This window comes from Actinoplanes sp. CA-142083, assembly GCF_050942195.1.
Classification (GTDB): Bacteria; Actinomycetota; Actinomycetes; order Mycobacteriales; family Micromonosporaceae; genus Actinoplanes.
This window is the reverse complement of the sequence record NZ_CP192076.1, coordinates 4,533,272-4,546,133: the sequence shown is the minus strand read 5'-3', so window position 1 is coordinate 4,546,133 and position 12,862 is coordinate 4,533,272. Positions and strand designations below refer to the sequence as shown.

The following is a 12,862-nucleotide window of genomic DNA, read 5'->3' as shown; positions in this document are numbered from 1 at the left end:
GGTGCAGTACGAGGGCTACACGCCGTTGTCGATCCCGGGTGGCATGTTCTCGACGGCCGACCTGCTCACCGAGGACCGCCTCCTCGGCTCCCCCGCGATCAACCTCAACCACGCCGTCCAGCGGGTCCTCGCCGACGGAACGCGCGCCACCGGGGTCGAGTGCTACGACCTGCTCGCCCGGCAACAGCGCACATATCGGGCCGACAAGGTGGTGCTCTGTGCCGGGACCATCGAATCGGCGAAGATCGCCTTGCAGTCCGGCCTCGACGACCCGGACAACCTCATCGGCCGTGGCATCACCGACCATCCCGTCCTCTACACGCACTTCTCGATCCCGGCCGGCTCGCCGTGGGCGCCGGCCCGCTCGTCGGCCAAGGTGTGGTCGCGGCATCGGGACACCTCGGCCGGCGCCCACCCGTACAACGTCGTGCTCGAACTGGGCGCCGACTTCAACCAGGGCCGCTACATCGACCCCGACAACCTGCGGCGGCACCGCGAGGAGAAGGGCGACGCCACCCTCGGCGAGATCGTCTTCCTGTTCCACGCGCCGCTGGTGGCCGGCAACCGCGTCGAGCTGTCCGGGCCGCCGCACCTTCCCGTGCGGGTCAACGTGCAGCCGTACCCGATCGGCGACGCCCTGCGCGACGAGGTGCAATCGCTGGGCAAGCACGTCCTCGACGGTTTCGGCGCCCAGCCGATCGCCGGCGAGACCCTGGACCTGACCACGGCCAAGCTGGGCGGCGTCGCCCACGAGGTGGGCACCCTGCGGATGAACGGCGTGGTCGACGCGGATCTGCGCTTCCGCGCCTACGACAACCTGTACGCCTGCGACAACTCGGTCTTCCCGACGTCGCCGGCGGCCAACCCGACATTGACGCTGGCCGCCCTGAGCCTGCGGCTGGCCCGTCACCTGACTTCCCTATGATCGGCGCCATGGCTTGCCGTGGCGTGCTCTTCGCATTGACGGAATCGCTGGACGCGGCGCTGGTCGCCACCCGCGACGACGACGAAGTGATGGACTTCGTCGAGACGGTCGAACAGGAGTGGGACCGCGACTGGCTGTGCGAGGTGGACAAGGCGTGGGACGCCATGCACCGCTGCCTCAGCAACGGCACGCTCGAGCTGGGCCGCCACGGCGGCGGCCCGCTCGAGCTCACGCTCCTCGGCGGCGGCCACCACCACGAGGGCGAGGACTACATCGTGGCGCACATCCTCGCCGGCCAGGTGCCTTCGGTGGCTTCGGCTCTCGAGCCGGTGACCGAGGCGTGGCTGCAGGAGCGCTACGACACGATCGACGCGGACGACTACCAGGGCGTCCTGGACGACGAGGACTTCCAGTACACCTGGCAGTACCTGCAGGAGGTCCGCGAGTTCTACAAGCGAGCCGCGGCCGCCGGCCGCTCAGTGATCTTCACCGTCGACCAATAGGATCTGGCGGATGCGTCGCGCGGGGTGGCCGCTGGTCGGCCTGGTTCTGGGTGCGGGAGCCGGCTGGGCTTGGGGCTGGTTCGGCGCGGGCGGGTACGAAGCCATGGACTCGGCGATCGGCACGGCATTCCTGTGTGCCCTGGCCGGTCTTCTCATCGGGGCTGTCGCTTACCACATCGCCGAGCGTCGAGACCGCAAGCGCCGCTGACCTTCCCCTAGCCGGCTGCCGGCCGGCGTCCCCAGGCGGAGATCAGCGGCGCAAGTGTCAGGTCGAGCTCGCCGGCATCGATGGCGGCCAGATGAGCATCGATCTCGGCGTCGTCGGCCAACCCGGCCGCGAGCAACTCGCCGCGCACATGCCGCATGGTCGCCGCCTCCAACCTGTCACAGGCCAAGCCGCCAACCGGGAACGAACCCACCGCGGCGACATCCACCAAGCCGGCCGCACGCAACACCCGCGGCAGCGTCCGGCCGAAACGCAGATCCGCGCCCCGGCGCCGCAGCAACTCCCGGACCGCGTCACGCATCCGGTTGGCCCGCCGCTGCGCCGGACCGCTGTCGTCCAGGCACGCCAGCGGCTGCAGAGCGGTATCGGCGTCCTCGACCAGCAGCCAGCCGCCCGGTCGCAACGCCGCCGCCATCGTGGCCAAGGCCCGGGCCCGATCGGGCACATGGACCAGCACAAGCCGGGCGTGCACCAGATCGAACGTCCCCGGCTCCGGGGCCGGATCGGCGGCGACGTCGTGCCGGCGCACCTCGTACCCGCGGCCTTCCGTCAGCCACGACGGGTCGATGTCCGTGGCCAGCACATAGCCACTCGGACCGACCGCCGCCGCGAGCGCCTCCGGGATACCGGGGCCACCGGCCCCCACCTCCCAGCACCGCGAGCCGGCCCCGATCCCCAGCCGATCGAAATGCCCGCGCGTCACACCGTCGAACAACTCGGCCAGCCACGCGAACCGCTCACCGGCCTCGGCGCGAGCGTTGTCCAGCAGGTAGCCACGGGCGGCGGCGGTCTCGTCCATCGGTGGGGTCATTGCTCCATGGTCAACCATCCAGCCGGGCGCGGGATAGCGTGTGCCGATGAGTGTTGATCCAGCGGCGCACAACCGCGCGGCCTGGGACCGGCAGGTCGACCAGGGCAACGAGTGGTCGCGGCCGATCTCCGCCGAGACGGTGGCCAGGGCGCGGGCCGGTGACTGGTCGGTTGTGCTCATCGGCTACCAACCCGTGGACCGCTCCTGGTTCCCCGCCGACCTGGCCGGTGCGGACGTGCTGTGCCTGGCCTCCGGCGGCGGTCAACAGGGACCGACGCTCGCCGCGGCCGGGGCCCGGGTCACCGTGCTGGACAACTCGCCGCGCCAGCTCGAGCAGGACGAGCTGGTCGCCAAGCGGGACAACGTGCCGCTGCGGACGGTGCTCGGCGACATGCGCGACCTGTCCGCGTTCGCCGACTCCTCGTACGACCTCGTCTTCAACCCGGTCTCGAACCTGTTCATCCCCGACCTCCCCCCGGTGTGGCGGGAGTCCTTCCGGGTGCTGCGACCGGGCGGGACGCTGCTGTGCGGTTTCCTCAACCCGGACGTGTACCTGTTCGACCACGAGGCGCTGGACCAGCGCGGCGAGCTGGTGGTCCGGCACAAGCTGCCGTACAGCGACCTCACGCACGTGCCGGCCGAGGAACGCGAGCGGCTCTTCGGGGTGGACGCGCCGCTGGAGTACAGCCACAGCATGGCCGAGCAGATCGGCGGCCAGCTCGCCGCGGGCTTCGTCATCACCGGGTTCGAGGAGGCGCCGCACCACTCGGACGCCACCGCGGGCTGGTTGCCCGGCTACTTCGCAACCCGCGCCGTCAAACCGGGCGGGGCCTCGACGGCAGCTGCCTGACCGCCGTGGCGGTGCTTCAGTCTTCTTCCGCGCGGTGGAGTCGTTCCTGCAACAGAATCATGGGCGTGAGGCGCGGCCGGAGCGTCTTCTCACGCAAGGCGTCGATCCCCGCATCGACCGCGGCGCCGACGAAAGGCACGGGCAGGAGCCCCGTCAAGAGATCCGTCGCCAAGCTGATGCCACGCATGGTGCGGCGCAGCCGTTGATCCCGTCGCTGCTCGGCGACGCGATACTCCTTCAGCGCCTTCGCGAAGGCCCGACCATAGGTATCGCGAAAGCTGCTGTCGACTTCCTCTTGAAGCTTGGCTTTGGTTGGAGAAGGCTCGGCGGCAGATCCGGCTTCCAGAAATTCCTGGTTCAGCTTCTCCATGATCTGGGCGACGAGTTGCCTGAACTTGACGGCATACGTCTCGTTGACAATCCGAGCGAACTCCTCGCCGCTGATGGCAGTCAGGTGCTCTTCCGGCACTCGCAGCGCCCGAGTGACCGAGAGCTCGACGAGTTGGGACGTCACCGCCCGGTTCGCAGTGGTGGATGTGGAGAGGTCGCGGAACGCGCGATCGTGCATGGAACACCAGGTGCCGAGTTCGCGTGCACCGGTGGCGAAGAAGGCCACGTTGATGCGGCGTGCCACTCGCTCGGCGACCTCCTTGGTGCCTTCGTCGACACCATAGGGATCAAGGACTTCGGTCCGGATCCTGCCCAGCGGTGACGCCCCGCCGGAGGCACATTCGACGATCCTGGACTTGACTTCGTCGGGGAGGCCGGGCTCGTCGGCAAGGACCGCACGGACCGCCGCCAGGAACTGCGTGCCTAGACCAGTTCTGTCCGGCCGCCCGAGGCGCAGGATCTGATACTCGTTCTGCTGGAAGAACTCCGCGCGCCTTTTGATTCCGTCGATGTCGGACAGGTCGACCGGCCGGGACTGGAAGAACGCCGGCCGCCCGTCGTCCTGTCCTCGGTAGGCGCGCTCCCACTTCTCCGCATGGTTTTCCAAATCATCGTCGTCGCCACGTATCACCGGCAGGATGAAGCCCAGTCGCAGGAGGTCTTCGTTGCCGGCGATGGCTTCGTACATGGCAGGCTCTTCGAAGATGTTCCCCGGATGGACGAGGACGTGCGAGGTGAAGAGACTCGAGGACCGAATTCTCCGCGACAGGAGATCGCTGTTCGACGTGCGGTGCTCGGGCGCCATCCCACCCTCGATCAGGTAGACGCCACTTGCACCGTCAAGGCTTGAGCGAGCTTTTGTCATGGGCATCGGTTGCATCCATTCGATCGCGAACCACCGGCTCGGTCCTCAAGCCGATGGTAAGGAGTCTGCGCACCGGTCGATCGGGTTCGGGTGCGGACAGCGGCTCGGGAAGGACGCACGCAACTGCTTCGCCCGCTCGGCGGACGCCTCGAAGGCGGGGTCCGAGTAGTAGTTGGAGTGCCCGCACGAAGCCGGATCGCAGGTGTCGCCGGCCACGCGGGCGAACCCGGGATCGACCAGCTGGCGATCGACGTCGTTGTTGTCGCCCCGGCAGACCTCGGCGTGGGGCGTTGTCGGGCCGAGCGCCTGGGCCGGATACCGCTGGAAGATCTCGCCGCCGATGGGGTCGCTGCGGCGGTAGAGGTTGCGCCACGGCCATTTCTCGCGCGGCGCGTCGGTGACGCCCAGCAGGAACGAGCCGGCGCGGTGCAGGGCGGTGGGGTTGAAGTACTCCGGGAAGAAGCGGGCGTACAGGCGGTGCACCGGCCTTCCGTAGGTGAGCAGGGCAACCGAGGCGCTCTCCTCGTACGTCAGCTGCATGACCACCGCGGTGCCGATCACGGCGCCCTGGGAGTGGCAGGACAGGAGGACCCGGCCGGTCCCGCCCAGGAAGCGGATCCGGGTGATCAGGTCGGGCACGGCGCGCTCGGTGTAGCACGGCGGGGCGAGGGGATGGGCCGCGCGGGGCCAGAAGGTGCCGATGTCCCAGAGGACGCCGACCGTGCGGCGGAAGCGGGGATTGCGGTACGCCTGCCGGCCCACGAACAGCAGCGCCAGCACGAAGCCGCCGACCAGGAAGGTGCCCACGTTGACCAGCCAGCGGGCGTGGGTGAGCAACCAGGTGCCGTCGATCCAGGACTCGGCGAGGCCGGCGGCGAGGGCTACCGCGGTGATCACCAGGAACCAGCCGAGCAGACGCTGCCCGACCTCACCGATCTCGGCGCGGGCCCAGATCCGGGCGATCCGGTCCCGCCGCACGTCGGAGTCCGCGCCGGCGTCCTTCAGCTCGGCGTAGTAGTCCGGCAGTTCCGGAGAGATCTTCGCGGCGGCCCGGCCGAGCACCCGCCAGCCGACAAGAGCCAGCCCGACCAGCACCACCGTGAGAACCGCGGTCGCGGCGGCCGCCAGGAAGTACCCGTCGGGCACGATGAAGGCGATGTCGCTGACCGGCTCGACGGCGGGGGTGCCGAGCAGGTCGGCGACGCGGATGCCGGCACCCGCCGCGAACCCGCCGATCAGCACGAGCGCGAGCATCATCAGACCGGCGGCCGCCATGCCGTGCCACACCGGCGCCTCGGCGCCACGGGATCGGTTGAGCAGGGCGAGCAGGACCACCATCACCAGCAGCAGTCCGAGCTGCCCGGTGACGAGCCAATGGATCACCGGCAGCAGCTCCGGCAGAGACGTGCTCTCGCGGAGACCGCCGGAATCGGCGACGACCGCCTGCACAAGAGCGGCGAGAACGAGCAGGCCGCCGATCCCCAGCAGCACGGTCCCGCCCACCGGCGGCCGGCATACGGACACCACCGTCACGCCCAGCAGAATCACCAGCAGGACCAGAACCATCGATGCGAACCCGGAGGTCGACGGCGTAGACAGGAACACCCCGACAACGGCCAGCCCAGCGGTCAGATGCAGGGCCCGCAAGCGGCGCACCGGCTCGCTGCCGTTCCACATCCCCCGGTTCTCGAGGGGCGTCTGCCGGGTCTCGGCGGCGGCAGCCTGCGGAACCGGCGTCCGTTCGAGCCGCAGCCACGTGGTCCGCCCCAGCCATCCCAGCAGCGCCACCGCCGCCAGCGGCACCAGCGCGGTCACCGCCAGCCGTCGCCCCGGTGTGTCGAGCCACGGCCACGTCAGGAAGCCGAGCCATGAGGTCCCGGCGGCGCAGTCCCGCCCGCACTGCCAGCCGATCAGATCCATCGCCACCTGCACGGCGACCAGCACGAACGTCACCGTGATCGACAGCGCGAACAACCGCATGACGGCCTCGGCCAGGGTCCGGGTGACACCGGGCCGGTAACCCTTCACCGGCCGCGGGAGCCCGGACGACGGCAGCGTGAAGAACGCCAGGTTGACCAGCATGAACGGCGTGAGCAGCAACCACAGCGCCCGCTGCCCGTTACCGGCCGTCAGCGCACCCCACGAGTACGCCTCCACAACGGGCGAAGAGCCGGACCGCCGCCGGAAGAAGGCCGCATGCCCGTCCCCCGCGACCGCCTCCACCTGGGCGTCCTGCAACATCTGCTCGGGCGGCGTGCCGGACACCCCGTGCACCCGCAGCTCGGTCCATCCCGAATCCATCGCCCCCACCGTCCTCATCCCGCGTCCTGCGTTGGAGAGGGCCGGACGGCCGGCTCAGATACCGAACCACGCCTCGCATCCCTCGAAGCCGGTCACCGCGACGTCCGCGCCCGGCCAGCTGGTCAGGCGCAGGTTCTGCAGCTCGACGACGTCGCCGCCGGTGTCGACAATGCGACTGATGCCGTTGTCGGCGTAGCCGATCCGCCGGGAAACCCCCAAAGAGGCGGCATTCGCGAGGGTGGCCGAGCTGATCGCCGCCGTCGCGCCGAGCGTTTCGAAGGCAAAGCCCAAGGCCGCCGTACGCATCCGCACGCCCAACCCACGACCGCGCGCCGACGGGACCAGCCACGACGCGGAGTCCACGGTGCGCAACGCCGGGAAGTTCTCGCCTTCGAGGGTCTGCACCCCGATCAGGACGTCCTCGAAGACAACCGCGAGATGCAGCTCCCACGACAGGGGATCCCAGGTGCCCAGGGCCTTCCAGTAGCCCATGCGGAGCAGCCGCCGTTCGTTCTCGAGCGGCGACTGCGAGTCGAAGAGCGCCAGCCGCGGGTCATGTCCGACGTCGGGCGGCAGCACCGAGCACAGATACGGCAGATCCGCCTCGCGCACGGCTCGCAGGAGCACGTCGCGATGGCGGATCCGTAGGTCGAAGAGTGGCCACATAGAACGGTGTATAGCCGATCGCCGGCCGCCAGGGGCAAGGAGGCGGCCGGCGATAGGGGCTTTCTACTCGGCGCCCAGGGCGACCACCGGACTGACTTTCGCGGCCCGCCGGGCGGGCAGGATCCCGGCGGCCGCGGTGAGCAGCACGAGGATCGCGAAGACCAGCGCGAGCTGACCGACGGGCAGGGTGAGCGGCGCGTTCACGCCGAGTGCCTGGACGGCAAGCCACGCGTACGGCACGCCGAGCACCAGACCGAGGCCGGCGCCGATGACCCCGTACAGGGCGGATTCGGTGGTGAGCATGGTCCGCAGCGCGCCCCGGGAGAGGCCGACCGCCCGCAGCAGGCCCGACTCGCGGACCCGCTCGACGACCGACAGCGCCGTGGTGGTGCCGACGCCGACGACCGCGATGAGGACCGTCAGGCCGATCAGGCCGAGGGCGATCACGAGCAGGATCGTCAGCTGGCTGTCGATGTCGTCGCGCTGGTCGGCGAGGACCGTGATGGCCCACGGCCGGCCGCCGACGGCGTCGCTGATCGCCTTCCGCGCGTCGGTGCGGCCCTGCTCCCCGGTGACCGAGGCGTCCGCCAGCAGGCCGTTGTAGGTAGCGGGCGCACCGAGCTTGGTGAGGTCGCCCGGGTCGAGGACCATGGCCGCGCCGAGCGGCGCCGAGTCGGGCAGCTTGGCGGCCACGGTCAGCTTCTCCGACTTGGAACCCTGCTGAACGGAGACGGCATCGCCGACCGAAAGACCGGTGATATCCGACATGAACCCGGAGATGACCACCTTGCCGGGCCCGAGGTCACCCAGGCTCCCCGCCACCACGTCGAGCTTGCCGAGCCGCGGCACCGCCGAGAACGACACGTCCACCGCGTCCAGCTGGCTTTCGTTGCCCGCGACCTTCACCGACAGCCGCCGGTAGGGCGCCACGTGCGCCAGCTCCTGCCGTCCCGCCAGCTGCTTCACCGTGTCCGCCCCGATCGGCGTGTCGTTGGTGGTCAGCTCGAAGTCGGCCGGCGACGCCGAGTTGCTCTCCCGCTCGGCGAGGATCCGGATCGACGCCCCGCCGACCAGCGTGCCGGCGATCAGCGTGACCCCGAGCGCGACGACGACCGAGACCGCCGCGGCCCGCCGGGGCGCCCCGCCCACTCCCCCGGCCGCGAGCCGGCCGACCGGCCCGGACCGCCGGATCGGCGCGCCCAGGACGAAGAGCACCGGCCGCACCAGCACCGGTCCGAGCGCGATCAGCGCCAGGTAGGCGAGGCCGCCCGAGCCCACGATCGCGAGCAGGTTGACGCTCGGGTCGTAGTTCTTGGGGTCGCGCCCCGGCAGGTTCGTGGCCACGAAGGCGGCGAGCAGACCGGCCCCGATCACCAGCAGCACGCCGGTCGCCCAGCGCAGCTTGCCGATGTCGCGGCGGCTGCCGGTGACCCCGGCGCCGCGCAACGCTTCCAGCGGCGACACCTTGCCGGCGGTGAAGGCCGGCGCGATCACGGCGACGACCGTCACGACGACCGCGAGCAGCACGGTCAGCAGGGCCGGCTCGACCGGCAGGCCCGGCGAGGCGATGTGCGTGCCGAACGACGAGGCGATCGGCCGTACCAGATGGCCGGCGCCCAGCGCGAGCAGCACGCCGGTCAGGCCGGTGGCGAGTCCGGTCAGCATGCCCTCGAAGGCGAGCGACCAGGTGATGCCGCCCCGGCCCGCGCCGACCGCGCGCAGCAGCGCCAGCTGCCGCATCCGCTGGGCGAAGACGATCCGGAACGTCGAGGCCGCGACGAGCCCGGCGGCGACCACGGCGATGGCCACGAACAGGCCGATCACCTCGAAGACGCTGTCCACGTCGTTGGCGGCCTGCCGCGCCTCCTCGAGCCGCACGTCGCGCCCGGCCGCGACCTGCGGCCGCTCGCCGTCCTTCACCTTGGTGGTCCCGCTCGCGACGATGGTTTCGATCTGATTCCGTACGCCGTCGGCGTCGGCCCCCGCGGCCAGCCGCAGGTCGATCTGGTTGAGCAGGTCCGAGCCGTTCATCGCCGCGACGGCGGGCAAGGACGCGAACGCCTGGAAACCGTAGTCGTCGCGGCCCGACACCACCCCGACCACCTTGAGCGTCGTCGGCGTCAGGGGTTTGCCGTTCTCGTCGTAGCGGATCGAGACCTTCGCGGTCGAGCCCACCTTGAGACCGAGCCGCTCGACCGTCCGCGGGGTGACGACGATCTCGTCCGGCCCCTTCGGCAGCCGTCCCGAGCTCAGCTTGGTGATCGCGAGGGGCCCGGCCGAGGAGTCCGCGGAGATCTGCAGGTACTCGTTGCCGATCTGCCCGCCGGCGTCGGCCCGCCCGGCCGTCTCGGCCACTCCCGGGATCTTGGCGATCGCGGCGAGCTCTTCCGTGGTGACCGTGCCCTTGCGGACCACCAGGTCGACCGCCTCGGGCGTGCCGCTGAGCCCGTCGAGCACGCTGCGCTCGGTGATCTGCTGGGCGAGCACGGTGGCGTAGACGACGAACGACGCGACCAGCACGGCGAGGCCGGTCAGCAGCAGCCGGGCGGGCCGGCGGCCGACGCCGCGCAGCTGGGTGCGCAGGACCGCCTTCACCGCTGCGCCGCCAGGGACCGCAGGGCCTCGGTGACCGACGCGTGGTCGGGGTGCTCGATCTCGCCGGCGACCTTGCCGTCGGCGAGCAGCACGACCCGGTCGGCGTAGGCGGCGGCGCCCGGGTCGTGGGTGACCATGACCACGGTCTGGCCCAGCTCGCGCACCGAGTTGCGCAGGAACAGCAGCACCTCGGCGCCGGAGCGGGAGTCCAGGTTGCCGGTCGGCTCGTCGGCGAAGACCACCTCGGGCCGGGCGACCAGCGCGCGGGCCACGGCGACGCGCTGCTGCTGGCCGCCGGAGAGCTCGCTGGGCCGGTGGCTGAGCCGGCCGGTGATGCCCAGCGACTCGGTGAGGTGCGCGAACAGGTGCCGGTCGGGCTTGCGGCCGGCCAGCTCGAGCGGGAGCAGGATGTTCTGCTCGGCGGTGAGCTGCGGCAGCAGGTTGAACGACTGGAAGATGAAGCCGATCCGCTCGCGGCGCACCTTGGTCAGCACCCGGTCGCTCTGCCGGGTCAGGTCGGTGCCGCCGAGCAGCGCCTGGCCCGAGGTGGCCGTGTCGAGGCCGGCCAGGCAGTGCATGAGCGTCGACTTGCCGGAGCCGGACGGGCCCATGATCGCGGTGAACTGGGCGCGGGTGAAGCCGACCGTCACCCCGTCCAGGGCGCGTACGGCCGTGTCGCCGCTGCCGTAGACCTTGACCAGGTCGACGGCCGCGACCGCCGCGAGGGCGTCCTGCGCGGCCGGTGGATACTGGGTCTGCATCTTCGCTCCTTTTTTCAATGACGGGACGAAGTCTGGGTGCAGCCGGCCGGGCGGCACATCGGCCGCCGGTCAGGGATCTCCCAGGTTCGGGGATCTGTCTTTCGGCCGATGGGACGCGCGTGACCTGCTATTACGCTGGGTGACGATGCAGACCAACCCGAATCGGATCCTCCTGCTGCGCTTCGGCCAGGCGGGCGCCCTCATCGTGCTCGCCCTGCTCGGCCTGTTCGACGTGGCGCAGGGCCGCCTGCTGACCCAGTCCGGCTGGGAGATCCTGGGCCTGATCCGGATCCTGCTGGCGATCGGCGCGGCCGCGATCTGGCTGCCCGCCCACCAGCAGGGCTCGGTGTCGCTGGCCAAGACGACGATCTGGCTGAGCCTCACCTCGATGGTGGTCACCTTCGTCGTGGCGTTCTCCCATCCGGAGTACGGCAGCTGGGGCCTGGCCGAGTCGCTGGCGCTGCTCGGCGTGATGTTCGTGGTGGCGCGACGGGCGCATCCCGGCTGGGCGGTCGCCGCGGTGATCAGCGCGGGCGCCGCGGTGAGCTTCCTGCCGTTGCGCGGCGGCCAGTCGTCCGAGTTTGTGATCTTCGGGCTGATCCAGGCGCTGGCCGCGGCCGCGGCCACCGGCCTGGGCGTCTACTTGCGCTTGATCGAGAGCTCCCGGCAGCGAGCGGTCGATGCCGTACGGGCGGAGCAGCGTGCCGAGTTCGCGCGGGACCTGCACGACTTCATCGCCCACCACGTCACCGGCATCGTGGTGCAGGCGCAGGGCGCCAAGTTCATCGCCGAGCAGGACCCGCAGCGCGTGCTCAAGGCGCTCGACCAGATCGAGCAGGCCGGCGCCGAGACGATGGCATCGATGCGCCGCATGGTCGGGGTGCTGCGCGACCCCGAATCCAAGCCGGACGCCCCGCTGGCCCCGGTGGCCGGCGTGCACGACCTGGCGCCGCTGCTGGAGCAGTTCACCGCGGCCGGCGGCCCGGTCGGCCGGCTGCACCTGGACGGCACGGTCGACGGGATCCCGGTGGAGGTGTCGACCTCGGCGTACCGGGTGGTGATGGAGGCATTGACCAACGTCCGGCAGCACGCGGCCGGCGCCCGGGTGGCCGACGTGTGGGTGCGGCGGACCCCGGAGTGGCTGCTGGTGCGGGTAGCGAACGACGGGACGGCACGTCCGGCCGGGCCGCGGGAGCGATCGGGGTACGGTCTCGTGGGCCTGACCGAACGGGTCCGCGCGGTCGGCGGCCGCATCTCGGCCGGGCCCGGCATCGAGGGCGGCTGGGTGGTCGACGCCGCGTTCCCGTTGAACGTGAAGGTGGTCCAGTGATAAAGGTGCTGATCGCGGATGACCAGGCCATGGTCCGCACCGGCTTCGGGATGATCATCGGCGCGCAGGCCGACATGGAGGTCGTCGGCGAGGCGGCCGACGGCGTCGAGGCGGTCGCGCTGGCCCGCAAGCTCAAGCCCGACGTGGCCCTGCTCGACATCCGGATGCCCAAGATGGACGGCCTCGAGGCGCTGCGCCTGCTGGCCGGCCCCGGCGTCGCCGACCCGGTCAAGGTGGTCGTGGTGACCACCTTCGACCTCGACGAGTACGTGCACCAGGCGCTGCGCAACGGCGCGGCCGGCTTCCTGCTCAAGGACTCCGGGCCGGCGCTGCTGGTCGAGGCCGTGCGGGCCGCGGTGTCGGGCGACGCCCTGATCAGCCCGAAGATCACCGTGCGCCTGCTGGAGCACCTCTCGCTGCCGAAGCCGGTCACCGACGACGGCGGCCTGTCCCCGCGCGAGCTCGACGTGGTCAAGCTGGTGGCGCGCGGGCTGACCAACGCCGAGATCGCCGCCGAGCTGTTCATCTCGATCGGCACCGTGAAGACCCACCTCGGCAGCGTGCAGACCAAGCTGGGCGCGCGCGGCCGGGTGGAGATCGCGGCCTGGGCCTGGGAGCGCCGCCTGGTCGGCTGACGGC

At 71.0% G+C, this 12,862-nt stretch carries 12 protein-coding genes; 6 read left to right on the top strand and 6 right to left on the bottom strand.

What is annotated here, in order from left to right; genetic code table 11:
• Window position 1 precedes the first annotated feature (1 nt).
• Genes ACQPZX_RS20845 through ACQPZX_RS20835 form a run of 3 tightly spaced genes read left to right on the top strand, consistent with a single transcriptional unit; the run spans window position 2 to window position 1,636 of the window.
• Complete coding sequence (locus ACQPZX_RS20845) at window positions 2–925, top strand: GMC oxidoreductase (protein WP_433383255.1); 924 nt, start codon at window positions 2–4, stop codon at window positions 923–925.
• An 8-nt stretch (window positions 926–933) separates the two neighbouring features.
• Window positions 934–1,428, top strand: a complete 495-nt coding sequence (locus tag ACQPZX_RS20840; RefSeq protein ID WP_433383253.1) for a DUF1877 family protein — start codon at window positions 934–936, stop codon at window positions 1,426–1,428.
• Between the two features lie 10 nt (window positions 1,429–1,438).
• Window positions 1,439–1,636: a hypothetical protein gene (locus ACQPZX_RS20835; RefSeq protein WP_433383251.1), complete on the top strand. Its 198-nt coding sequence runs from the start codon at window positions 1,439–1,441 to the stop codon at window positions 1,634–1,636.
• A gap of 7 nt (window positions 1,637–1,643) precedes the next feature.
• On the opposite strand, the gene ACQPZX_RS20830 is transcribed toward ACQPZX_RS20835, so the two are convergent.
• Window positions 1,644–2,465, bottom strand: a complete 822-nt coding sequence (locus tag ACQPZX_RS20830) for a methyltransferase domain-containing protein (RefSeq protein ID WP_433383249.1) — start codon at window positions 2,463–2,465, stop codon at window positions 1,644–1,646.
• Window positions 2,466–2,511: 46 nt separating this feature from the next.
• Between ACQPZX_RS20830 and ACQPZX_RS20825 the strand changes: the two genes are divergently transcribed.
• A complete protein-coding gene (locus tag ACQPZX_RS20825; RefSeq protein WP_433383247.1) occupies window positions 2,512–3,315 on the top strand; it encodes a class I SAM-dependent methyltransferase in 804 nt (267 codons plus the stop codon).
• Between the two features lie 16 nt (window positions 3,316–3,331).
• On the opposite strand, the gene ACQPZX_RS20820 is transcribed toward ACQPZX_RS20825, so the two are convergent.
• The 5 genes from ACQPZX_RS20820 to ACQPZX_RS20800 form a co-directional block, all read right to left on the bottom strand.
• Entirely contained in the window at window positions 3,332–4,510 is a 1,179-nt protein-coding gene (locus ACQPZX_RS20820) for a hypothetical protein (RefSeq protein ID WP_433383246.1), read from the bottom strand.
• 105 nt (window positions 4,511–4,615) lie between these two features.
• Complete coding sequence (locus tag ACQPZX_RS20815; RefSeq protein WP_433383244.1) at window positions 4,616–6,871, bottom strand: hypothetical protein; 2,256 nt, start codon at window positions 6,869–6,871, stop codon at window positions 4,616–4,618.
• Between the two features lie 54 nt (window positions 6,872–6,925).
• On the bottom strand, window positions 6,926–7,537 hold the full coding sequence (locus tag ACQPZX_RS20810) for a GNAT family N-acetyltransferase (protein ID WP_433383242.1): 612 nt from the start codon (window positions 7,535–7,537) through the stop codon (window positions 6,926–6,928).
• Between the two features lie 63 nt (window positions 7,538–7,600).
• Complete coding sequence (locus ACQPZX_RS20805; RefSeq protein WP_433383240.1) at window positions 7,601–10,132, bottom strand: ABC transporter permease; 2,532 nt, start codon at window positions 10,130–10,132, stop codon at window positions 7,601–7,603.
• A complete protein-coding gene (locus tag ACQPZX_RS20800; protein WP_433383238.1) occupies window positions 10,129–10,893 on the bottom strand; it encodes an ABC transporter ATP-binding protein in 765 nt (254 codons plus the stop codon). Before ACQPZX_RS20800 ends, ACQPZX_RS20805 begins: the two co-directional genes overlap by 4 nt.
• Window positions 10,894–11,038: 145 nt before the next feature.
• Between ACQPZX_RS20800 and ACQPZX_RS20795 the strand changes: the two genes are divergently transcribed.
• Together ACQPZX_RS20795 and ACQPZX_RS20790 are read left to right on the top strand one after the other, a co-directional pair.
• Window positions 11,039–12,223, top strand: coding sequence for a sensor histidine kinase (locus ACQPZX_RS20795; RefSeq protein ID WP_433383237.1), 1,185 nt, complete (start codon window positions 11,039–11,041; stop codon window positions 12,221–12,223).
• Window positions 12,220–12,858, top strand: a complete 639-nt coding sequence (locus ACQPZX_RS20790; RefSeq protein ID WP_433383235.1) for a response regulator — start codon at window positions 12,220–12,222, stop codon at window positions 12,856–12,858. Before ACQPZX_RS20795 ends, ACQPZX_RS20790 begins: the two co-directional genes overlap by 4 nt.
• Window positions 12,859–12,862: the final 4 nt, after the last annotated feature.